Origin of the sequence: Bifidobacterium santillanense, from assembly GCF_018555385.1 — a bacterium.
In the GTDB taxonomy this organism is placed as follows: domain Bacteria; phylum Actinomycetota; class Actinomycetes; order Actinomycetales; family Bifidobacteriaceae; genus Bifidobacterium; species Bifidobacterium santillanense.
This window is the reverse complement of record NZ_JAFEJS010000008.1, coordinates 108,663-131,523: the sequence shown is the minus strand read 5'-3', so window position 1 is coordinate 131,523 and position 22,861 is coordinate 108,663. Positions and strand designations below refer to the sequence as shown.

The following is a 22,861-nucleotide window of genomic DNA, read 5'->3' as shown; positions in this document are numbered from 1 at the left end:
GGCCATGTGGTCGCCGGGGCGGGTCGTGTGGTCGCCGGGGCGGGTTGGTTGACTCCGGGGTTTGTGCTGCTTTTGCGTAACAAACCCCGGAGTCGAGGGGTCCTGCGATGTGGGACCAGCCGACGAAGAAGCCACTAGGGAAGGCCCGTGTCTTGGCGGCGGTGCGGTCGGCGTGGGATTGTGCGTCAGAGTACGTTCCTCGTGGGTGTGGTGGCCTTCTCACCCTCCAGCCCCGCCGCATATCCTCCTGCGTGTACGTTCCTCGTGGGCATGGAGGCCTTGCCCCGCGGATTCGTACGGATGGCCGCGGTCAGCATACGAAAACGCGGGGTAGGGGACTGATCGCCCCCGATCCACGTACGCTGAGCGAGTCTGAACGTACGCGGACCGGGGTTGGGGGTATTTCATCCCCGATTCACGTACGTCAATCAGCCGACGAAGAAGTTGCCGGGGAAGGCTCGGGTCTTGGCGGCGGTGCGGTCGGCGTTGAGGATGGCGCACTGGAACGGGACGTCCGGGCCGAGCCGCTCGTGCAGCTGCGTGGCCGGAGTGGTGAACAGGGCCGTGGCCAGGCCGTCGGCGAGGGCCGTGGGGTAGGCGGCGAGGGGGCGGCCGGGTGATTGCTCGGTTCCGGTGCCGGTACCAGTGACGATACCGATACCGATACCGGTGCCGATGTCGATGTCGGTGGCGGAACCGGTATCGGTGCCGGTGCCGGTGCCGGTGCCGGTGGCGGCCGGCACGTGGACCCAGGTGGCGGCGACGTCGTTCACGGGCAGACCGTCGATCGCGTTGAGCAGGTGGTGGAGGCGATGTCCGGCGACCTCCCAATGGCGGCGGCTGGGGGCGCTCGCGCAAAACGCGCCCGCGCCGACCTCGACGGTGCCGACCGCGTTGTCGGTGTTCATCGGGTCCTCCATCGCGATGGTCAGCGGCTTGGAGGGGGAGTGGATCAGTAGGTCGCCGCCCGCGTCGATGACGTAAGGAGCGCCGGCCGCGGTCGGCATCAGGAACCGTCGTGCCAGCAGATCGACGAGATATCCCTTGCCGCAGGCGCCGAAATCGAGTGCGATCGGACGACGAACGGCCAGTGTCGTGCCGTTCGAACCACGGCGTTCCACGTCGTCGCGCCAGGTCGCGCGGCCGTGGATCGCACCGAGGTTCCATCCGGTCGTCATGGAGGAGATGCCGTTCTCGGAGCTGATGCGCGGGGATGGGCGCCCGGTTGCGGCGTTGACGGCATCGGCCGGTATCACGGTGCCGGGGTTGGCCGGAACGGAATCGCGGAGTTCGTCGTCCATCGATCGGAATGCATCGGGGGAGATATGGAACGAGTACCGGGCGTCGTAGCCCAGTCGGATCAGATCCTCGCCGACGCATGGGTCGATCGCGCCGTCGGTGGCGTCGACGAGCGCGTCATAGAGGTCGAACAAGGGACCTGCCCAGTCGGGAAAGTCGAACGAACCGCCGTGCGCGGCGCCGCGCATCGCGGACACGGTCGAGTCGTCGCGGAACCGCGAGAGCGCGCGCTCGTATCCGTCGATGAACCGGTCGATGGCGTGGCGGATGCCGAGCGTGTCGCCGCCCGTCGGCTCGTCCGGGTCGAGCGGCGGCTGCACGAGCAGTCCGGTGCCCAAGGCGTGCGGGAAGGCCATCGTGTGCATCGTGCGTGCGGCGAAAGTGCTCATGCCTCCCCATCGTAACGGCTGATGACGGTCCGTCGCGAGGTGGAACGTCCTCACTTGTGACGACATCGTGCGCCTGGGGCGACGATTGCGAGGACGGTGCCCGGCGGAATCTGCCGCACACGCGCCGAAGAGGGCGTGTGGATGATCTACGCCCGCATCCCGTGCCGCGGCGCGTGACGGGTGATGCTAGGATTGACGCTGTGTCAACGTGCCGACAACGGCGCCGACGCGGGGACATGCCCTGTATCAGGAATCAGGGATTATGCTGACAGGCACATGCGTCACGGAGGTGTGGTGATGACGGATACAGCGATGGCAACGCAATCACGCAGGGTCAAGGATTTACCGGGCGCCAAGATCTGGGCGTTCGCGGTGGGGCAGTTCGGTTGGGCGCTGCTCTCGGGCATCATCTCGAACTGGCTCGTCTACTTCTACCAGCCCGACAACGAGACCATCTCCCAGGGGCAGACCGTGTTCGTGCCGCAGGGCCTCGCGATCCTCGGCGTCGTCACGGTCGTCGGCGGCATCACCGCGTTCGCGCGCTTCTTCGACGCGTTCGTCGACCCGGCCGTCGCCTCCCTGTCCGACAGATGCGACGCGAAGGCCGGCCGGCGCATGCCGTTCCTCAAGTTCGCCGCTGCCCCGCTCGCCGTCGTCACCGTGCTCGTCTTCTGGAGCCCGATCAACACGACCAGTTGGGTGAACGCCGCGTTCCTGTTCGTCACCGTGATCGGCTACTACATCGCCCTCACGTTCTACTGCACGCCGTACAACGCGCTCATCGCCGAACTCGGCCACGACTCCAAGCAGCAGCTCGCCATCTCCACCGCGATCTCGTTCACGTGGGTCGCCGGCACCGCGGTCGCGTACGTCGCGCCGGTCATCTGGGGCGGATTCGTCGGCTCGCTCGGGCGCGTGGGCGCGATCCGACTGACATTCACGATCATGGCGGTCGTCGCGCTCGCCTGCATGCTCGTGCCGCCGCTGACGATCAGCGAACGCGACTACGTCGACTCGAAGCCGACCTCGGAGTCGACCGTCGAATCCCTCAAGCAGACGTTCTCCGACGGCGAGTTCCGCAAGTTCGTGTGCTCCGACGTGGTCTACTGGGTGGCGATCACCACGTTCCAGACCGGTCTGCCGTTCTTCGTGACGAGCCTGTTGAAGCTCCCCGAGACCACGACGACCATCTACTTCGTGCTCATGACCGGCGTCTCCGTGCTGTTCTACGTGCCGGTCAACATCCTCGCGAACAAGGCCGGCAAGAAGCGTCCGCTGCTCGCCGCGTTCGTGATCTTCACCTGCGCGTTCGCGTTCGCCGGCGCGCTCGGCTCCGGTGCGGTCTCGTTCATCCCGCCGATGGCGCAGGGCCTCATCCTCTCGGTCGCCGGCGCGATCCCGATGGCCGCGTTCGGCATCCTGCCGCAGGCGATCGTCGCGAACATCGCCGACGCGAGTTCCAAGACCACCGGCCAGGACCGTCAGGGCATGTTCTACGCGGCGCGCACGTTCGCGATGAAAATGGGCCAGTCGGTCGCGATGCTGCTGTTCACCGGCGTCTCGACGATCGGCATGGCCTCCGGCGCCGGCTACCGCATCGCCGCCGTGTGCGCGGCCGTGCTGTGCGCGATCGGCGGTGTCGTCTTCGCGTTCTACGACGAGCGCAGGGTCCTCGCGGTGCTGGAGCGCTAATCTCGGCGCGAATCCTTTGCGCAAAAGGGGTGTTTTGCGCAAAGGATTCGCGCCGAGGGGAGTGAGTGCCGATGTCTGCATTGCGGAATGGGGTGGGCCCCCATCTCGCGAATGTTCGCATCGTGAGATGTGGTGATAAGACATATCCGAGGGTTTTCGGCTGATTTCCAACGGATTTTCGTGAAAAATCCAGTCGGTAACCGCCTGTACCTCAAGCATGTCCAAAAATCAAGACTGTTGTTCCGATTTTTTTCCGTCTATCCTGTGGGCAGTTTTGGAATAGAGAGGAACTTCAGGCATGTCTTCGCGTGCTTTCGCACAGGTCAAACGCGCTCTGACGTCGCTGCGCCCCTTCGCGGGCGTGGCGTTGGCGCTGCTGATGGTCGCCGCCGTGGCCATCGCGCCGCTGCCGGCGACCTCCACGGCCTCGCCGATCGCGCCGGCCGTCGCCTCCGCCGCGTCGTCCTCGACCGATTCCGCCACCGACTACGACACGTGGGCCGACGTCGCCAAGGCGATGGAGAAGCAGCTCGCCGCCGGCCAGAAGGAATACAAGTCCGGCAACACCGCGGGCTCCACCTCCGACTTCATGTCCGCGTACAACACGATCTACGTGGCGTCCAACTTCACCGCCGTCGTCAACTCCACGATCGGCGCCGACAAGCAGCTCGCGCAGCAGCAGGCGTTCCAGGACATCCAGAACCTCTCCTACACCGCGGGCAACGACGCGCAGCTCGACGAGAAGATCACCGCCCTCAACGCCGACCTCGACGCGACCGCGCAGCAGCTCGACGCCAACGCGCAGCTCGCCAAGCCGCGCCCCTACGCCAAGGCCCTGCAGGAGCAGCTGGCCAAGGAGCGCAAGGAGCTCGACGCCAAAAAGAAGAAGAACCCGGGCAAGGGCAACCGCTCCTGGACCGACGTGGCCAACGAGATGACCCCGATCCTCGACAACGCGTACAAGGCGTACGCGAAGGGCGACGCCGCCAAGGGCGCCACCCTCGTCAACAACGCCTACTACCAGTACTACGAGAAGCTCGGCTTCGAGAAGAACGTGATGAACGCGATCAGTGGCAGCCGCGTCTCCCAGGTCGAGTACCAGTTCAAGATGGCCCGCTCCGCGATGAACAAGGGCAAGGACCTCAAGTCCACCAAGAAGCTCATCGACGACCTCAAGGCCATGCTCGTCAAGGACGCCGGCATCCTCGACGGCGGCGCCGAGGACAAGGAGGGCGGCTTCACCAAGTTCATCACCTCCGCGGTCGGCCAGGCGTTCCTGATCCTCATCCGCGAGGGCCTTGAGGCGCTGCTCGTGGTCGCGGCCGTCGTCGCCTACCTCGTCAAGTCCGGCAACAAGCGCTTCACGAAGTGGATCTACGTCGGCGTGCTCGCCGGTCTGGCCGGTTCGGGCGTGATCGCCGTGATCTTCACGCTGCTGTTCGGCGGCTCCGGCCCGCAGCAGGAGATCATGGAGGGCGTGTGCGCCCTGATCGCCATGGGCATGCTGCTGTGGACCAGCAACTGGATGCTCAACAAGTCCAGCGTCGAGGCGTGGAACCGCTACATCCGCACCAAGACCGAGGCGGCCGTCAAGTCGGTGTCCGAACAGGTCGAGTCCGGCGAGAAGGTCGCGTTCGGCACGATCGTCTCGCTCGCGATGCTGAGCTTCCTCGCCGTGTTCCGCGAGGGCGCCGAGACCGTGATCTTCTACCAGTCGATCTACTCGATGAGCCAGGACTCGAAGGGCATGTGGACCGGCGGTCTCGCCGCCGCGGTCGTGCTCGTGATCGTGTTCCTGATCATCCGCTTCACCTCGGTGAAGATCCCGATCGGACCGTTCTTCCTCGTCACGTCCATCCTGATGTCCGTGCTGGTCGTCGTCTTCGCCGGCGGCGGCGTGCACGCGCTGATCGAGGGCGACCTGCTGCCCGCGATCTACCTGGACGGCGTGCCGACGAACGACTGGCTCGGCTTCTACCCGTACGTCGAGTGCATCGTGGCGCAGGTGCTGGCCGCCATCGCCGTGATCGCGCTGTTCGTGGTCGGCTTCATCAGGCAGCGCAGGCTCAAGGCCTCCGCGGCCGCGAAGTGACCGTCCGCTGACGCCCCAGGACTTTCCCCGAATAATCAACCAACCAATCTGTGAATACCATTCACCAACCAAAAGGAAGAGAACAATGATGAAGAACAAGAAGATGGCCGCCCTGCTCGGCCTGCTGCTCGCTGGCTCGATGACCTTCACGATGGCCGCCTGCGGTTCCTCCAACACCAGCTCCGACACCACCAAGTCGGACTCCTCCTCGCAGTCCACCGACTCCTCCAAGTCCGACTCCAGCTCCGACTCCTCCGCGTCCGACGCGGGCGCCGGCTTCGAGGAGGTCCCGGTCGGTCCGTCCGGTACCGCCGAGGAGCAGGATCAGGAGGTCGGCCCGCTGACCGTCGGCGCCGTCTACTTCCAGCCGATCGACATGGAGCCGTCCTCCATGGGTCTCAAGGCCGCGGACGCCTCCTTCCACCTCGAGGCCGACATTCACGCCAACGAGAAGGGCACCGAGCTCGGCTACGGCAAGGGCAACTTCATCCCGGATCTGACCGTGAACTACACCATCATCGACAAGTCCACCGGCAAGGAGGTCGAGGGCGGCACCGCCACCTCCGGTACCTTCATGCAGATGAACGCCTCCGACGGCCCGCACTACGGCGCCAACGTCAAGCTCGATAAGGCCGGCACCTACCAGCTCAAGCTCTCGATCGAGTCCCCGGCCAAGAAGGGCTGGATGCTCCACGTCGACCCGGAGACCGGCGTCAAGGGCCACTTCTGGACCGAGCCGCTCGAGGTCACCTTCGACAACTGGGAGTACACGCCGCGTCAGTGGTAATTTCCTTCGGAAATTACCACGACGGAGTGATTCCGTCGTAAAGTCAAGCCCCCTCACGCCGTATGCGCAACGAGGGGGCTTTCGGCCGATTACGGCACCTTAGTGATTCCTTAAGGAAAGGGCGCGAATGCTTGAACAATTCGTTGCGGTGATGCCGGGGACGCTGGCCCCCGCACTGCTCATCATGTGCCTGAGCGTGACGCTCACGGTCGGCGAGGGCAGGGACAAGCCGATCAGCTCCCGATGGCGCCTGTGGGCCGTGTTCCTCGGCACCGTCGCGGCCATCGTGTTCGCGACCCTGCGCGCCACGGCCGTCATCAACCAGCGCACCTTCGTCAACCAGCCGGTCCTCACGGTCGCGGTCGTCGTCGACCTGCTCGCGATCGCCGCGGTGATCGCCTCGCCGTGGATCCTCAAAGGCTGGCAAAACCACAAGTGGCTCATGCATCTCGCGAACGGCGTCGGCGCCCTCGCGATCGCCCTGACCCTCTTCTACGCCCTGCCGGACGTCATCCTCCAGCTGACGATCTGGGTCGAGCCCGGCGAGACCGCGTTCACCTCCGCGATGCTGCTGCGCGCGCTCGGCTTCCTGCTGGGACTCGCGATGTCGATCGTGATCGCCGCGATCTTCCGCACGATGCGCACCACCGCCGTGCGCCCCGCCTTCATCACGGCCGCCGTGCTGATGATGGCGATCCTGTTCGTCCAGCACGCGACCGGCCTGCTGCAGATGATCCAGGTCCACTCCCTGTTCTTCCCGCACTTCCTGTTCCAGCCGCTCGTGTGGTCGATCAACCACAACACGCAGATGATCATCGCCCAGTCGCTCGTCTTCGTCATTCCGGCGATTGCCTCGATCGTGGCCGGCTTCCGCATGAAGACGAAGCCGCAGTCCGGCGAGAACGAGGCGACCGTGCGTCGCCACAAGGCGTTCCGCCGTCGTGCGATCGCCGCGTCCGTGTGGAGCCTCGTCGCGATGATCGGCGTGACCGTGACGCTCACCGTCGGCATCGCCGCGACCCATCAGACCGTGACGCTCTCGCCGCCGGAGTCGTACTCCCTCAAGGACGGCGTCGCGACGATCCCGTTCAGCCAGGTCGAGGACGGCCACCTCCATCGCTTCGAATACAAGGCGAAGGACGGCACCGTCATGCGCTTCATCATCATCAAGAAGAACGGCGGCGCGTACGGCATCGGCCTCGACGCGTGCGAGAATTGCGGCGACGCCGGCTACTACGAGAAGGACGGCAAGATCATCTGCAAGAAGTGCGAGGTCGCGATCAATCTGGCGACCATCGGCTTCAAGGGCGGATGCAACCCGATCCCGTTCCCGTACAAGACCGGCAACGGCCGGATCACCATCCAAACCGCCGATCTGGACGCCCTGAGCGTCCACTTCCAGTGAGTCGAAAGGACGGGAGGCAAGAACCATGTTCTTTCTGCGAATGATCGCGCGGTCGTTCACGCGCCAATTGCGCCGGCGCATGCTCATCGCGCTCACCGTGTGCCTGTCGGCCACGGTGTCGGTCGCGATGCTCGGCGTCGTGTTCGACGTGGGCGACAAGCTCAACGCCGAACTGTCGACGTACGGCTCGAACATCACCGTGCAGCCGAAGGCCGACGCCGTCGTCTCCGACCTGTACAACACCGAGGCCGCCGCCTCCTCCGGCGACCAGGCCGACCCGACCGCGTTCCTCAAGGAGTCGGACGCGGTGAAGATCAAGACGATCTTCTGGGCGTTCAACATCACGAACTTCGCGCCGCAGCTCAACGTGCACGCCGACGTGAACGGCGTGAGCGCGCCGATCGTCGGCACGTGGTTCAACAAGACCCTGAAGCTCCCTTCCGGCGAATCGACCGTCGTCGGCGTCGAGGGCATGCGCTCGTGGTGGCAGCTCGACGGCTCCTGGCCGAAGGACGACTCCGATCAGGGCGTCATCGGCAAGACGCTGGCCGACCAGCTCGGCGTCAAGACCGGCGACACCGTCACCCTGACCAAGAAGGACGCCGACGGGCAGACCCGCCAGCAGAAGGTCAGGCTCACCGGCGTCTACGATTCCGGCGACGACGAGAACGGCTCGCTCTACATGGCCTCGTCCACCGCGCAGGTGCTCGCGAACCTGCCCGACTCGGTCGACAAGATCGAGGTCAAGGCCCTGACCACCCCGGAGAACGACCTCGCGCGCAAGGCCGCGAAGAACCCGGCGGCCCTGAGCCAGGACGAGTGGGAGACGTGGTACTGCACCGCGTACCCGAGCTCGATCGCCTACCAGATCGAGGAGGTCATCCCCGGCGCCGTCGCCAAGCAGGTGCGTCAGGTCGCGGCCCTGCAGGGCAACGTGCTGCAGAAGACGCAGGCCGTGATGATCCTGATGACCGCGCTGAGCCTGGTCGCGGCGGCCGTCGCGGTCGCGAACCTCATGGCCGCGTCGATCTCCGAACGCTCCAACGAACTCGCGCTCCTGAAGGCCATCGGCGCGACCGACGGCGCGGTCTCGCGCCTGATGCTCGCCGAGACGGCCGCGATCTCGCTCGTCGGCGCGATCGCCGGCGCCCTGCTCGGCTCTGGCGTCGCCCAGATCGTCGGGCAGGTGGTGTTCGGTTCGGGCATCACGATGCGCCCGATGGTGTTCGTGCTCGTGTTCGTGCTGCTCGCGTTCACGGTGCTCGTCGCCGCGTCGTCGTCGATCCGCTCGATCCTGAGCGTCAAGCCCGCGGAGGTGCTCCATGGCCGCTGATCCGCAGTCGTCGCAGTCGTACAGGTCGCGTAAGCGCGGGGAGGGGAGTCTGCAATGACCAATACCGGTATGTTCTTCCGCATGCTGTTCGGTGCGGTGTTCCGCCGCCGTTCGCGTGCGATCATGGCCGTCGTCGCGTCGCTGGTCGGCGCGGCCACGCTGTTCTGCCTCGCGGCGATCTGCATCGCCGTGCCGCAGCAGATGAACGACGAGATGCGCTCGTACGGCGCGAACCTCATCGTCACCCCGACCGGGGAATCGAGCGAATCGTCCGATTCGTCCGCCGGCAGGACCGGCATCGACGCGGCGATGGTCAGGCACACCACCGAGATGGTGCGCGCCAAGGGCTCCGCCAAGTACGCCACCTACCGCTACGAGAACGTGCGCGTCAACGCCGCGCCGTACGTGATGGCCGGCGTGAATCCGAAGCAGGTCGAGAACCTCAACCACCACTGGAACGTCGAGGGCAAGTGGCCGTCGAACGGCCGCGTGCTCGTCGGCCGCGACGTCGCCGACGCGATGGGCATCGAGGTCGGCTCTGGCATCACCATCGGCTACCGTGCCTCCGACAATGCGGCGTCCGGCTCGTCGTCGTCCTCGTCATCGACTTCGACGGATTCCTCGTCCTCGACCGACGCGCAGTCCACCCAGCAGTCCGACGGCTCCACCGTCAACGGCGAGGACGCGCAGTCCCAGGCCAACAGCCAGCAGATGCAGGACGGCCGCGTCTCCAGCGACATCATGGACACCAAGGGCACCGAGTTCCGCGTGGCCGGCATCGTCGACACCGGCGGCAGCGAGGACTCGATCATCTACGCGACCAGTGCCGACGTCGACAAACTCACCGGCGTCAAGCGCGGCGTCGACGTCATCGAATACTCCGCCTCCGCCACCGGCGACGCCCTCGATGCGACCGTCAAGTCGATCAACGACATGACCTCGATGCACGTCAAGGCTCAGCAGGTCACCAAGATCACCTCGTCCGACACCCGCATCATCACGATGCTCCAGACCCTGTTCTGGATCGTCTCGATCGTCGTGCTCGTGCTCACGCTCGTCGGCGTCTCGACGACGATCAGCTCGATCGTCTCCCAGCGCAGCTACGAGATCGGACTGAGGAAGGCCCTCGGCGCCTCCAGTACGTCGATCGGCATGGAGTTCTACGTGGAGAGCGCGCTCTACGGTCTGATCGGCGGTCTGATCGGCACCGCGATTGGCTACGGGCTCGCCCGCGTGCTCACCACGGTGGTGTTCGAGCGCTCGCTGCCCGTCAACTGGCCGCTCGCGATCGGCTCGGTGCTCTTCAGCGCCCTCGTTGCCGTGCTCGCCTCCATCCCGCCCGTCTCTCGCGCCTCGCGCATCGACCCCGCCATCGTGCTTCGCGAAGAATAGTAAGGAACCATCATGTTGCTCGAACTCGATCACATCTCGAAGATCTACGGCGACCTGCACGCCGTGGACGACCTCAACCTCACCGTGCCGCAGGGCGAGTGGCTGGCCATCGTCGGCTCGTCCGGCTCCGGCAAGACCACGCTGATGAACATGATCGGCTGCATGGACTCGCCCTCCAAGGGCTCGGTGAAGCTCGAGGGCCGCAACCTCGAGGACCTCAACGCCTCGCAGCTGGCCGACGTGCGCAAGAACATGATCGGCCTGGTGTTCCAGAAGTTCTACCTCGTGCCGCACCTGACCGCCGTCGAGAACGTGATGGTCGCGCAGTACTACCACTCGGTCGTCGATGAGAAGCAGGCTCTGGAGGCGCTCGACCGCGTCGGTCTCAAGGACCGCGCCCACCACCTGCCCGGCCAGCTGTCCGGCGGCGAGCAGCAGCGCGTGTGCATCGCCCGCGCGCTCATCAACGACCCCAAGCTGATCCTCGCCGACGAGCCGACCGGCAACCTCGATGAGAAGAACGAGAAGATCGTCCTCGACCTGTTCCGTCAGCTGCACGACCAGGGCACGACGATCATCGTCGTCACGCACGACGCGCTGGTCGCCAGCTGCGCCGAGCGCGAGATCATGCTCAACCACGGCGTGCTCATCGGCGAGAAGTGGAACGACGAGGCCGCGCGCGCCCGCTACGAGGCCGCCGGCGGCAAGCCCGCCTTCACCGGCTCCACCGAGGAGGGCGCCCAGCGCGAGGGCGACCTGCCGATCGGCTTCGCCGACCCCACCAAGGCCGCCAAGACCGGCGGCGAGGCGGAATGACGACTCGGGGAACCGATTGGTGACGACGAACCGACCGCATTGATCATTTGTTAGGCACTTTTTTCACTTCTTAGGCAGGTGCATGGCGAATCCGAATGTTTTCGCCTGCGGAAATCAGGGAATCTCAACCGTGCATGCCGCCGGCATGTACCTAAGAAACGAAAAAAGTGCCTAGGAATTGGATGGTGGGTCCGTGTCGCGGTCCATCGGTGGAATGTCCCGTGGAAAGATGCCGGTATGCGTGCGATGATTGCCGGATGAACATACGCCGTGCCGATACGGTGGCGTGGAATGGAGCGAATGTGAGCGATATGAGCAAGAACACGACCAAGGCGATCGCCGTCACCGCCGCCGCGCTGGCCCTCATGGGCGGGCTGGCCGGCTGCGGCGAATCGAAGGCCACGCCGATGGACGACCAGTACTCCGGCAACTCCGGCGAGACCGAGAAGTCGCAGGAGGAGCAGTCGCAGTCCTCGGGCGATTCGTCATCCGACTCCTCGAGCTCCTCCGATTCGTCGTCGAGTGACTCCTCCTCGGCGAAGGACACCGGCAACTACAAGGACGGCACCTACTCGATCAACGGCCAGTACGGTCCGGTGGGCGAGGACTCGATCGACGTCCACTTCACCATCAAGGACCAGAACGTCGAGACGGTCGAGGTGATCGGCCATCCGTTCACGCAGATCTCCAAGAAGCACCAGACCGACTTCGCCAACGCCATCAACGGCGTCGTCGACGGCAAGCCGTTGAAGGGACTCAAGGTCGACAAGGTCGCCGGCGCCAGCTGGACCTCCGACGCCTTCAACAAGGCCCTCGACCTGTGCCGCCAGCAGGCCTCCGTCCAGGAGTAGCCCCTGATCCGTCGCCGACTATCGATTCCGCCAGACAGGTGATGCCGGTCGAGTTTCCGACGAGCCCTCCTAGACTGGCGGCTGTGAATAATCGGATCGGAACATGGAACGTGGCGTGGCTCGTCGAGCGTCGCCCCTCGACGCTCACGACCGCGCTACGTAGCCGTTTCCTGCCGTATCTCGCCGTGCTGCTCGCCGCGTGGACGCCGTGGCTGGTGCTCACCTGGCCCGGCGCGATGCGCGACGACACGCTCGCGCAGTATCTGCAGGCGGCCGGCATCCACCGCTACTACACGCAGCATCCGCTCTTCGGCACCCTGATCTTCGGTCTGTTCTGGCGGCTCGGCGACGCGTTCGGCTCGCCTCTGATCGGTGAGGGGATCTACACGGCGGCGCAGGCGCTCGCCTTCGCGGCCGGCGCCTCGCTCGTCCTGTGCTACGTCCGCAAGCTCGGCGCCCCGCGATGGCTGCGCATGATCGGCCTCGTCTATCTCGCGACCGGCTACGTCGTCGTCGGATCGATCGCGACGATGGGCAAGGACTCGCTGCACACGGTCTTCTTCCTGCCGATGGCGGCGATCTTCGTCGAGACGTGCCTGACGCGCGGCCGCGTCCTCGCCCGCACGCCGGTCGCCGTCGCGTTCACGCTGCTCATGGTCGCCGTGATCGCGTCCAAACGCACCGCCCTCATCATCATGGTCTGCGCCGGCATCGGGATGCTGGTCGTCTGCCGCGGCGGAGGTCGCCGTCATGATGCGGCGGATCGGCGGAATACCGGGGGATCGGGACGCGGGGCGTCGACCGTGGTGTCCCGCCATCGTCCGCTGATCTGCCTCGTCGCCGCGATCGTCCTCGCGCAGGGCGTGTTCGCGCCGATCGCGACGGCCGCGACGCACGCGAACGTGTCGCCTGGCCGCGAGGTATGGGGACTGGTCACGCAGCCGGTCGCGCAGGTCGCGCGCGACGACCCGGACGCCGTCACATCCGACCAACGCCGGACGTTGGACGCGGTCATGGACCTCGACAAGGCCGCGCGCGATCTCAACCCCTACCGCACCAACGAGACGTTCTCGACGCTCAGACTCGGCAGGGGGAAGTCCTCCGCATCCGCTGTCCGGTCGGCGACCGGTGACGGCGTGAAACAGGGCGCGACAAGGGGAGGCGCCGCCGGGAATGGATTCGCGTCGCCCACCGCCGCCGAAAAGCTCGCGGCGCTCAAGGTGTGGGCTCAGCTCGGTATCGCGCATCCGGGCGAGTACGTGAAGGCGTACGCCGGGGTGACGCGCGGCTGGTGGGATCCGCGCGAGAACTTCGCCTATCCGACCGACTCCGACTACCTGCTCAGGCCGGGCTACCTGCGCCAATGGGCCACGTTCCTGCCGCCCGAAGCCGGAACGCCACGGGAATGCGCCGCTGATCCGGCCGTAGCCATCTCCGTCTCCTCCGGCGCGGCCGGTACCGGCGTCTCCTGCGACGCCGACACCATCCGGGCCCTGCGCATCGAGGAGATCGCCACGGATCTGAAACCCCTGAAGGGCACGTCCGACCGGCCGCGCTGGAAGCGCGCCGCCCTGCAAGCCATCCGTACATGGGTCCGTCCGCAGATCAATCATCCCCGCAGGAGCAACCCGTTGACCGCGATGGCCCCGTACGTCACGTGGATTCCGCTCGTCGTCGGCATCGCCCTGATCGGGGAGACCGTAATCAGACGGTTCGCCACCGGGAAGACCGTCATGGAGGAGTCTCCCGCGGAGAAGCCCGTCACCGGAAACCCCCCGCACTGGGAACCGGCGGAACGGATGCGGATGTCCATCCGGCGGTGCCCTCGGTCCGCGCCTCGCCGCCTACGGTCTGCTGGCCTTCACGGTCCTGTCCTTGTACGCCTCGCCCGAGGCCCTGTTCTGGTACCCGATTCCGGTCTTCCTGAGTCTGCCGCTGTTCACGGCCCTGCCGTTTCTTGGCGGGCGCACGGAAACCGAGTCGAACGAGCCTCCGACCACAAGGAACGTATGCTAAGTGCCTCTGAGCGTACGCTGCGTGTGGTCATCTCCGCGGCATCACGCCACGACCTTGGTGCTTTCGACCTTCGCCACGTACCACTGATTGAACCTCACCAGCGGCTTCCTCAGCACCAGTCCGATGAGCAGCAGCGGCGGCACGAACAGCAGCAGCGCACCCAGCGACTTCCAGTAGTCCATGTCGTAGATGCCCGCGATCGCCGCGCGGATCGCGCTGACCGCATGCGTGAGCGGCAGGAACGGGCTGATCCGTCCCAGCCAGTCCGGCAGCAGCTGCAACGGGTACGCGGCGTTCGCGCCGGAGATCTGGACGATGAGCATGAGCACGCCGATCGCCTTGCCGACGTTGCCGAAGCTCACCACCATCGTGTACGCGAAGAACGAGAACACCAGCGAGCTGACCCAGCCCGTGAGCATGAACAGCCACGGGTGCACCGCCTGCACGTGGATGAACAGCAGACCGCCGCCCAGCGAGAACGTGCTCTGCATGAGCGCGATCAGCGCGAACACCCCGTAGTGGCCGAGGAACAGCTGATGCGGCCTCGGGTCGCCCAGTTCCGCGCGGATGCGCCTGGACACCGTCGTCTTGAGCGTCACCACCATGAGCAGCGCGCCCACCCACAGCGGGATCAGCAGGTACAGCGGCGCCAGCGCCGAACCGAAGTCGGTCACCGGGAACAGCGCCTTGCGCTTGAGTTCGACCGGCGCCGACAGGGTCGCCGCCAGCTTCTCCGGATCGGAATCCAGCACGTCCTTGACCATGCTCATGTCGCCGCCGTCCAGCGCCGCGGACAGCTTCTCGTCGAACGCCGACAGCTCCTTGCCGGCCTTAGCGAGCTTGCCCGCCACCGTCGTGAGCGTCGTGCGCACCGTATCGAGGTCGCCCTTCGCGTCGGTGGCCGTCGCCTCGAGCCCGGCGATCGTGCCCTTGAGCCGCGCGGCGCCCGAATCGAGCATCGTCGACGCCTCCTCGGCCGACGACTTCAGCTGCGCGAGCTGCGGCGCGACCGTCTTGTCGAAATCGGCCTTCACCGCCGCGATGTCAGCCTTGGCCTGCGCGGCGAGCTTCCTGACGTCCGCGCGCTTGGCCTGCGCGTCCTCGACCCGCGAGCGCACGCGCGCCGCCGCGTCGTCAAGCGTCTGCGCGAGGCGCGTCTGCACGTCGATGACCAGATCCAGCTTGGTCAGAACCGGGTCGAACAGCGCCTGCGAACCCTCGGGCAGACGCTGTTGGAATTCGGCGATCGTGTCGCGGATTTTCTGGTATTCCGCGGCGTCCTCGCGCACGTGCGTGCCCTGCGTCTCGAGCGCCTTGGCCGTGTCCTCGGCCTGGGTGCCGGCGCTCGCGATCAGGTCGTCGATCGACGAGCCGACCGCGCCGTAGCTGTTCGCGCTCGACTTGAGCGCCGTCGACAGCGCGTCCGAGGCGCTCGTCATCGCGCCGGACAGCGACGTGACGCCCTGCTTCGCGTTCTTCAGCTGCGTGCCGGCGGATTCGGCGGTGCCCGACGCGCCCTTGAGCAGTGCGGCGGAGTTCGTCAGCAGCGTGTCGGCCGATGTGGTGAGCGACGCGTAGTCGCCGAGCATGGTCGACGTGTCGGTCAGCGTGGCCGCGAAGTCGCCGATGTTCGCGCTGAACTTCGCCAGCGCGGTCTTCGAGTCGGGGTCGGACAGGCTGTCGGCCAGCGACGAGGCGATCGACAGCGCGGTGCTCGTCAGCGTCTCGGCGAACATCTCGTTGATCTGCGTCGACACCTCGCTCGCGCCCTCGGTGGTGAGGTTCGGCGCCAGCGCGTTCTTCTTCTGGTTCTCGTAGTACGCGATCTTCACGTTGTCGACGTCGCTTGAGAAGAACGTCATCATCCGCTTGCTGAAGTCCTTCGGGATGACGATCGCCGCGTAGTACTCGCCCGACTTCGTGCCTTCGATCGCGTCGGCCTTCGTCGTGATCGTCCAGTCGAGCTGCGAGTTGGCGCGCAGCGTGTTGACGACGGTGTCGCCGATCGTGATCCTGACCGGGATCAGGTCCGACTTGTAGCCCTCGTCGACGCTCGCGACCGCGAACTTGAGGTTCTTGAGGTTGCCGAACGGATTCCAGCTCGCCGCGATGTTGAACCACGAGAACAGGCCCGGGATCACGACCAGTCCGACCACGATGATGACGGACACGACGTTGCTGGTCAGGCGGCGCACGTCGCCCGTGAACAGTCGCCAGATCTTCCTCATCGCGCGTCCTTTCCGTTCTGGGTGTCGGTGGTCGGGATGTTCGGGGTGTTCGTGCCGCGGTTCACGGCGTCGGAGGCGTCGGCCTCGGGGGTCGCGGATCCGTCGGCCGGCGTCCCCGCGGCCCGTCTGGCGGCGACGTCCGCCGGCATCGGAGGCGCGACCCGGGCCAGCAGCTTCTCGCGCTTCCTCGCCCGCGCCTTGGCCTTCTCCCGCTCGCGTGCGTGGATGTAATCGCGGATCGCCTCGTCGTCGAGATTGCCCAGCTCGGTCTGGCGGCGCAGGCTGTCGCGGATGAACTCGATGGCGACGAGGAACGCGATGATCAGCAGCGTCCAGATCAGCCAGGCGAGCATCGCCTCGAGCTTCGTGTTCGGCGTGAGCGCGAACGTGACGACCAGTGCGACCGGCACCGCGAATCCGGCGATGAGCGCGCCGAGCTTGAGCTTCGGGTACAGCTCGGCGAAGCGCGCGGCCTTGCGCTCGATCGCCGCGCGGTAGTTGTCGTGGTCGGACAGCACGCGCAGCGCCGACGAGATGCGGTATTCGGTGCCCGGCATGCGCACCGGCTCGCCGATGATCATGTCGCTCTCTTCGATCTGGCGGGCGAACAGGCGGTTCGTGTTCGCCATCAGCGGGCGGACCAGCAGTCCCAGCGCCATGCCGATCGCCCAGTACACGACCAGATGCGCGATCTTGGCGAACCAGTGCCCGCCGTAGAAGCCGCCGATCGTCTCGCGGAACGCGTCGATCGAATACGTGAACGGGAAGTACGGGTAGAGGTTGCGGAAGAAGTCAGGCATCATCTCGATCGGGTACAGGCCCGACGCACCCGGGATCTGCAGGATGATGAGCGCCACGCAGATGCCCTTGCCCACGTGCAGGAACGTCGTCGAGAACGCGTAGACGATCGACGCGTACGTGAGCGACGTGAGCACGCCGGTGAGCACGTACGCGAACGCGTTGACGGTCTGCACGCCGAGGATCAGGTTGCCGATGGTCGTCACGGCGCCCTGCGCGGCGGCGAGGATCGAGAACAGCGCGAAACGGCCCAGATAGCCCTGTGTGACCGTCATGTTCTCGATGCCCTCGTCGTCGGTCTCGAGCTTGAGGATCACGGCGAGCGCGAACGCGCCCACCCACAGCGCCATGTTCGTGAACAGCGGCGCCATGCCCGAACCGTACGAGTTCACCGGGTACAGGGTCTTCGTGTCGAGCACGGTGGGGGAGAGCATGAAGCTGGCGATGCGGTCGGCGTCGAGCTTGCCGTCCGCGCCGAACAGGTCGCTCAGCAGACTCGACGTGTCGAGCGCCTCGATGTCGGTGGACACGGTGTCGAGCTTCGTGCCGACCTTCGCCAGCGCCTTGTCCGTGTGGTCGAGCGCCTTGACGGTGTCGGCCGCGGCCGTGTCGAGCTGGTCGAGCACGGTCTTCGTCTGATCGATCAGCGACGACTGGCCGGTCAGTCCGCCGGCCAGAGTGCCGGTCGTCGTCGCGAGGGTGTCGAGCCCCGAGACGAGCTGCGGGATCGCACCGGTCGTGATGGCCCTGCGTGCCTTGGTGTTCGCGTCGATCGTCGACTGCGTGGCCGTGTCGAGGCTGTTCGACAGGCCTGTCACCGAGTCGACGGTTTGCTTCGTGTCGCCGTTGAGCGTCTCGAGATCCTTGAGCGTCTGCGCGTTCTGGCGGTTCTGCGCGGCGAGCCGGTCGATGACGCCGCTGGGCAGTCCCACCGACTCGTTGAGCGACTTGAGGGTCGCGAGCACCTCGGCCGTGCTGCCGTTGACCGTCTGCAGGTTGCCGATCGCCTGGCCGGCTGCGCCGTTGGCGATGCTCGCGCCGCCGGCGATCATCCCGATGCCGGCGTTGGCCGTGCTCGATGCCTGCGACAGCAGCGACGACCCGGCGTCGAGCGCGCTCGAGGCGCCCGTCGAGAGCGTCGCGATGCCCGAGCGCATCCCGCCGATCAGCGTGGAGGTGGCGGCGAGACCCTTGCCCGCGGTGTTCGCCACCTGCTGCACGTCGTCGAGCGCCGCGCGCGCCTCCTTGGTCTTGTTCGGCGTGTCCTTGAGCTTCGTCTTGAGCTTGGCGATCGTCCTGCGCGCCTTCGCCACGTCCGACTGCGCCTCGTCGAGCGTCGCGAGCGTGTCCGACTGCACGCCGGACGCCTTGTCGCCGATCGTCGCGGCGGCCTCGTTCACCGTGGTCGACAGCACCTTGCTGACCGTCGAGACGAACGTGCTGTTGACCTGGTTGTCGACCGTGCTCGCGCCGATGTCGGTGATCTTCGGCGCCACCGCGCTCGCCTTCTCGTTGACGTAGTACTCGAGCTGCAGCCGGTCGCCTCCGGTGACCACGCCGGCCATCGCGTCGCTGAAGTCCTTCGGGATGACGATCGCTGCGTACGCCTTGCCCGACTCCACGCGCCGGAGCGCTTCCGATTCGTCGGCGAAGGTCCAACCGAGCTGGTTGTTGGCCTTGAGCTGCGTGACGATCTGGTCGCCGAGGTTCGTCTTGCCGATCAGCTGGTTGTCGGTGCCCTTGTCGTTGTTCGCCACGACCACTTGGATGCCGCTCGTGTGGCCGTACGGGTTCCAGAACCCCACGATGTTGAACCACGCGTACAGCGGCGGGATGAAGACCAGGCCGAAGGCGATGACCCACGCCGCCGGCACCTTGAGCATGCGGATGAGGTCGCGTCTGAGGATCGCGAGAACGTTGCCCATGCGTGATTCCTTTTCCTTGTCCTTCGTTGTTGCGCGCCTTGCGCCGTGCCGTCCGTCCGTACCCGGTCGATCGCCCTTGCGCTTCGTCGGATGGGAGACGGAGTCCGTCCGGTCCGGGGTTCGCCGGAGACGGTGCCGGACATGGTCCCGCCGATGACGGTGTTGACAGTGCGTCAACTTTCGATGGCCTATTCCACCTCGATTATCGATTATCTCAACAGAGAGTAGTCCGGATGAATGGATATTCGGCGTGGATTGCCGTGTCGCTGGACAAACTGTCTAATTTATGGACGGCGCGCGGCGCGCACATGCGGGGCCGTCGTGCACTCACGGGGGCGTGTGGTCCCTGCGCGTGGGCGGTGTATGCACATGCGGGGACGTATGGGGGCGTGAAACCCGTCTGCTTTCCTCTGTGGCTTGTGGAGCCGACGGGTTCCGAGACGCAAAAGGGCCCGGCCCCTCGTGATGAGGGAGCCGGGCCTTGCTCGACGCGTTCGGGACGTCGTGGTGGTCGGTTGGTGATGTTCGGGCCGGATGACGCCGGACACCGGGTTCGCGGATCAGGCCGAGATGCTGTCGCCGGAGTCGGCGGCGCCGTCGGTCGAGGAGCTGGTGCTGGAGCCGGAGGAGCTCGAGGAATCGGAGGAACCAGAACCGGAGGAGCTCGAGCCGCCGTTGCCGTTGGACTGGCCGCCCTGACCGCCGCTCGGCGGCTGACCCATCTGGCCGTTCTGGCTGCTGCCGCTGGAGGACGAGCCATTGGAGGACGAGCCGCTGGAATCGGAGGAGCTGCCGTCGGAGTTCGAGGAGCCGCCCCCGTTGCCGTTCGAGCCACCGGGCATCTGGCCCATCTGGCCGCCGCCCATGCCGCCGCCCATCTGGCCTCCCATCTGCTGGCTGGAGCCGCCGGATTCGGACCCGCCGGACAGTGCGTTCACCGTGAACCCGCCGGCCACGCCGCCGAGCAGACCGCACACCAGCGTGACGCCGGCCACGATGGCGATCACCTTGCCGCTCAGCTTCGAGGCGACCGCGACGCCCTGGCCGCCGGGCTCCCCGGCGAAGCCGGTCGCGCCCGGGGCGAACTGGCCGTTGCCCGTGCCGCCGCCCATGAACGGGCTGTCACGGAACGGCTGCTGGTAGGTCTGGCCGCCCTGGGGGTCATTCGGCTGGCCGGCGTTCGCGCTGTTCGCGCCGGTCTGCCCGGCCGGAGTGTCCGTGCCGGTCGGGATTTCGGAGGCCGCGGCGGCGTTCACGTACTGCGGGGGGAACGCGCCCGGCGTCCCGGCCGCGCCCGCCGCCGCGTCGCGCGTCGCGTCATGGGTGGCGCCGTACGCGTGCTGCGCGTCGTACTGCTCGGCGCGCGCGTCGCCGGTCGTCGCACTCGCCGTGATCGGCATGGTGGCCGCGTCCTGCGCCTCGGAGCGGTTGACGGCCGTGATCGGCACGGTCGCGCCGGTTTCGTCCGGAGTCGCGCCGGTCGGACGGACGATCGCCGTCTGCTCGTCGTTCTGCTGCTGCGGATTGCGCTGATCCCTGCGCGGATCGATGTCGTTGCTCATGATGATGTGGTCCTTTCAGAAGAATCGGGAAGTCGATGATGGTCGATGGGGCGCGCCTCGGTCATGCCGTGCGATGCGGTCGCCGGCGGCGTCTTGCGCCCGCCTGGATGCTGCGGTCCGGCTCCCGGTCGCCCGGGAACCGTGGCCATGGTCGTGGTTGTGACGGAGTCCGGCTCACATGCTCCACGAGGTGGAGGTGCCGAACTGCGTGTCGTAGTCGGAGCGGTCGATGAGGTCCTCGGAGAGCGTGGTGTCGTCGCCGGTGGCCGCATCGGGCAGCGTGGTCGAGTAGTCGCCGGTCACCGTGACCGTCACCGAGCCGTCGCCCTCGACCACGGTCTTGCCGCCGGCCTTGATCGTCACGGTCTTGCCGGACGAGTCGACGACCTTGCCGCCGGACGCCACGTTGAGTGCGGAGACCGTGGTGTCGCCGGTCACGACCCACGTCGAGGTGCCGTCCACGTTCACCGTGATCGGCGCATCGCTCGTCGAGTCCTCGGTCGCGTTCGCGTTCTCGGTGATCGACGTCTTGCCGGTCCAGGTCGAGCCCTCGAGCAGGTTCAGCGTGACCGACGAGATCGTGTCGGCCGAGACCGTGCCTTCGAGCGTCTGATTGCGTCCGGTGAACGATACCGTCGCGCCGTTGGACCCGGCCGAGCCCCAGTTGTTGGAGTCGTTGCCGGCCGCCGTGATGAGCGCCGCCTTCGACGAATCGAAGTCGAGCGTGGTGTTCGACAGCACCACGTCGGCCGTCGTGTTCGTGAAGTAGAACATCGAGCCCGACTGGATCGACGACTTGAGCGTCGAGTCGGCCGCCTGGAACGTCGCGTGCTCGCCGGTCGTGGACTCGGCGTCGCCAGAGGTCGACTGGTAGATGATCACGCCGTTGGCCACCGGGTCGCTCGCCGTCTTGTCGGTGATCGTGCTGGTGAGCGTCGAATCCTTGATGAGGATCGTGTTGAGGCCCTCCATGCCCGCGATCTGCGAGCCGGACGACGTGCCGGTCACGTTCGTGACCTGGATGTCGCCGGTCGAGTACAGCAGCGGCGATCCGGAGCCCGCGGTCGACAGCGTCGCGTCGTTGAGGGAGATCGAGCCGCCGCCGCGGTCGGTCGCGACGGTCGCCGAATGGTCGCCCTTCGTGTCCGCCGTGACCTCGCCGGCGAGGATCGTGCCGCCGTACGTCGCGTCCAGCGCGCGCGAGTTGTCGCCGGTCGTGGCGATGTCGACGTCGTTGACGAGCGCGGTGCCCGAATCGGTCGCGAACACGGCGTTCGACCCGGACGAGTCGGCGGTGAGCTTCGAGGAGGAGAGCACGGTCTTCGATCCCTCGCCGACCGTCAGCGAGACGGAGTTCGTGCCGTAGAAGTTGTTGTTGTCGGCGTTGTCGGAGTCGCCCGACTTCGTCAGCGTGCCGTTCGTGATCGTGAGGGTGCCGCCGTTCTGCGCGAGGGCCGCGTTCTGGTCGGCGTCGGTGGCGGACGTGGTCTCGCCGCTCGATTCGACCGACTTGCCGTCGGCGGTGAGCGCGGCGGTGTACGTGCCGGAATAGTCGTAGCTCATCGTGTCCGCGCCGCCCATGCCGGTCATCTGGCCGTTGACGGTCGCCGCGGCGCCGACCGCACCTGTTGCCGTGCCCTTGGTCAGCGCCGCGCCCGCCGCGCCGCCGCCGAATCCGACGACGAGTGCCGCCGCGGCTGCGATCGCCGCGATCTTGCCGGTCGGCGGCTGGACGGTGCGGGTGCGTGCGGTGCCGCCGAATCGCCCGTTGTCCCCGCCGTTGACGCCGGTGCCATCGGACGCGCCGCGCCCGAACCCGGTGAATCCGCCGGTGCGGCCCGTCTTCGTCGCGATGCCCCGCCGCTTGCCGGACGCATGCCTGTTGTTCCTCATGATGATGCCTTTCGATCGTGGTTCCGCGGGGGCGTCGTGGTGCGGCGGTGTCCGTCGGCGGTGTCGCGATGCGCTCGCGACCATCCGTCGTCCGTTCTCGTCGTCCGTTCTCGTCGTCCGTTCGTCGTTCCGCGGGACCTGCCCGTCGCGACGCTTGCGGTGTGACGGGCCTGTTCGTTGTTGATACCAGTACATCGCCGCTTCCATGGGGGACCCTTGCGCGCCCGTGCAGGGCCTCTGAAACCTTCCGACAACCTTCCCGAACGTTCCTTGAACGTTTCCTGAACGTGGATTGGTGGTCCGAGACTCCGGAAGATGCTCCGGATGGTTGGATGGGTTCCGGATGGGTCCCAGGAGACGTCCGGATGGGCTTCGGAAGAGGT

13 protein-coding genes and 1 pseudogene are annotated in these 22,861 nt (G+C 66.5%); 9 read left to right on the top strand and 5 right to left on the bottom strand.

Annotated features, from left to right (window positions below; all coding sequences use genetic code 11):
• Window positions 1–428: 428 nt before the first annotated feature.
• Window positions 429–1,688 carry an FAD:protein FMN transferase gene (locus JS528_RS08295; protein ID WP_214358599.1) on the bottom strand — a complete coding sequence of 420 codons (1,260 nt, stop codon included), beginning with the start codon at window positions 1,686–1,688 and terminating at the stop codon, window positions 429–431.
• Window positions 1,689–2,000: 312 nt separating this feature from the next.
• Between JS528_RS08295 and JS528_RS08290 the strand changes: the two genes are divergently transcribed.
• From JS528_RS08290 to JS528_RS11420, 9 genes and pseudogenes are all read left to right on the top strand, one after another.
• A complete protein-coding gene (locus JS528_RS08290) occupies window positions 2,001–3,380 on the top strand; it encodes an MFS transporter (protein ID WP_240541411.1) in 1,380 nt (459 codons plus the stop codon).
• A gap of 298 nt (window positions 3,381–3,678) precedes the next feature.
• The gene (locus JS528_RS08285; protein WP_214358597.1) at window positions 3,679–5,472 is read left to right on the top strand and encodes an FTR1 family iron permease; all 1,794 of its coding nucleotides are present in this window, start codon (window positions 3,679–3,681) and stop codon (window positions 5,470–5,472) included.
• 85 nt (window positions 5,473–5,557) lie between these two features.
• Window positions 5,558–6,259: an iron transporter gene (locus tag JS528_RS08280; protein WP_214358596.1), complete on the top strand. Its 702-nt coding sequence runs from the start codon at window positions 5,558–5,560 to the stop codon at window positions 6,257–6,259.
• Between the two features lie 127 nt (window positions 6,260–6,386).
• Window positions 6,387–7,664: a DUF2318 domain-containing protein gene (locus tag JS528_RS08275; RefSeq protein ID WP_214358595.1), complete on the top strand. Its 1,278-nt coding sequence runs from the start codon at window positions 6,387–6,389 to the stop codon at window positions 7,662–7,664.
• A 25-nt stretch (window positions 7,665–7,689) separates the two neighbouring features.
• The gene (locus JS528_RS08270) at window positions 7,690–8,997 is read left to right on the top strand and encodes an ABC transporter permease (RefSeq protein ID WP_214358594.1); all 1,308 of its coding nucleotides are present in this window, start codon (window positions 7,690–7,692) and stop codon (window positions 8,995–8,997) included.
• Window positions 8,998–9,051: 54 nt separating this feature from the next.
• Window positions 9,052–10,389 (top strand): ABC transporter permease, encoded by a 1,338-nt coding sequence (locus tag JS528_RS08265; protein ID WP_214358593.1) that lies wholly within the window; start codon window positions 9,052–9,054, stop codon window positions 10,387–10,389.
• A 12-nt stretch (window positions 10,390–10,401) separates the two neighbouring features.
• Window positions 10,402–11,205: an ABC transporter ATP-binding protein gene (locus tag JS528_RS08260; protein WP_214358592.1), complete on the top strand. Its 804-nt coding sequence runs from the start codon at window positions 10,402–10,404 to the stop codon at window positions 11,203–11,205.
• Between the two features lie 311 nt (window positions 11,206–11,516).
• Entirely contained in the window at window positions 11,517–12,056 is a 540-nt protein-coding gene (locus JS528_RS08255) for an FMN-binding protein (protein WP_214358591.1), read from the top strand.
• Window positions 12,057–12,097: 41 nt separating this feature from the next.
• A pseudogene (locus JS528_RS11420) lies at window positions 12,098–13,369 on the top strand (DUF6020 family protein); the annotation flags it as partial.
• Window positions 13,370–14,113: 744 nt separating this feature from the next.
• Here the strand turns inward: JS528_RS11420 and JS528_RS08245 are convergent.
• The 4 genes from JS528_RS08245 to JS528_RS08230 form a co-directional block, all read right to left on the bottom strand.
• Complete coding sequence (locus JS528_RS08245) at window positions 14,114–16,300, bottom strand: YhgE/Pip domain-containing protein (RefSeq protein ID WP_214358589.1); 2,187 nt, start codon at window positions 16,298–16,300, stop codon at window positions 14,114–14,116.
• Entirely contained in the window at window positions 16,297–19,023 is a 2,727-nt protein-coding gene (locus JS528_RS08240) for a YhgE/Pip domain-containing protein (protein WP_214358588.1), read from the bottom strand. The genes JS528_RS08245 and JS528_RS08240 overlap by 4 nt, the downstream gene beginning before the upstream one ends.
• Before the next feature lie 560 nt (window positions 19,024–19,583).
• Window positions 19,584–20,585 carry a hypothetical protein gene (locus JS528_RS08235; RefSeq protein WP_214358587.1) on the bottom strand — a complete coding sequence of 334 codons (1,002 nt, stop codon included), beginning with the start codon at window positions 20,583–20,585 and terminating at the stop codon, window positions 19,584–19,586.
• Window positions 20,586–20,759: 174 nt separating this feature from the next.
• Window positions 20,760–22,478: a beta strand repeat-containing protein gene (locus JS528_RS08230; protein ID WP_240541410.1), complete on the bottom strand. Its 1,719-nt coding sequence runs from the start codon at window positions 22,476–22,478 to the stop codon at window positions 20,760–20,762.
• Between the last annotated feature and the right edge of the window lie 383 nt (window positions 22,479–22,861).

What these genes read in the sequence shown, in the direction of transcription:
- JS528_RS08295 (WP_214358599.1), bottom strand. Translation starts at nt 1,688, where the DNA reads ATGAGCACTTTCGCCGCACGCACGATGCACACGATGGCCTTCCCGCAC.
- JS528_RS08290 (WP_240541411.1), top strand. Translation starts at nt 2,001, where the DNA reads ATGGCAACGCAATCACGCAGGGTCAAGGATTTACCGGGCGCCAAGATC.
- JS528_RS08285 (WP_214358597.1), top strand. Translation starts at nt 3,679, where the DNA reads ATGTCTTCGCGTGCTTTCGCACAGGTCAAACGCGCTCTGACGTCGCTG.
- JS528_RS08280 (WP_214358596.1), top strand. Translation starts at nt 5,558, where the DNA reads ATGATGAAGAACAAGAAGATGGCCGCCCTGCTCGGCCTGCTGCTCGCT.
- JS528_RS08275 (WP_214358595.1), top strand. Translation starts at nt 6,387, where the DNA reads ATGCTTGAACAATTCGTTGCGGTGATGCCGGGGACGCTGGCCCCCGCA.
- JS528_RS08270 (WP_214358594.1), top strand. Translation starts at nt 7,690, where the DNA reads ATGTTCTTTCTGCGAATGATCGCGCGGTCGTTCACGCGCCAATTGCGC.
- JS528_RS08265 (WP_214358593.1), top strand. Translation starts at nt 9,052, where the DNA reads ATGACCAATACCGGTATGTTCTTCCGCATGCTGTTCGGTGCGGTGTTC.
- JS528_RS08260 (WP_214358592.1), top strand. Translation starts at nt 10,402, where the DNA reads ATGTTGCTCGAACTCGATCACATCTCGAAGATCTACGGCGACCTGCAC.
- JS528_RS08255 (WP_214358591.1), top strand. Translation starts at nt 11,517, where the DNA reads ATGAGCAAGAACACGACCAAGGCGATCGCCGTCACCGCCGCCGCGCTG.
- JS528_RS08245 (WP_214358589.1), bottom strand. Translation starts at nt 16,300, where the DNA reads ATGAGGAAGATCTGGCGACTGTTCACGGGCGACGTGCGCCGCCTGACC.
- JS528_RS08240 (WP_214358588.1), bottom strand. Translation starts at nt 19,023, where the DNA reads ATGGGCAACGTTCTCGCGATCCTCAGACGCGACCTCATCCGCATGCTC.
- JS528_RS08235 (WP_214358587.1), bottom strand. Translation starts at nt 20,585, where the DNA reads ATGAGCAACGACATCGATCCGCGCAGGGATCAGCGCAATCCGCAGCAG.
- JS528_RS08230 (WP_240541410.1), bottom strand. Translation starts at nt 22,478, where the DNA reads ATGAGGAACAACAGGCATGCGTCCGGCAAGCGGCGGGGCATCGCGACG.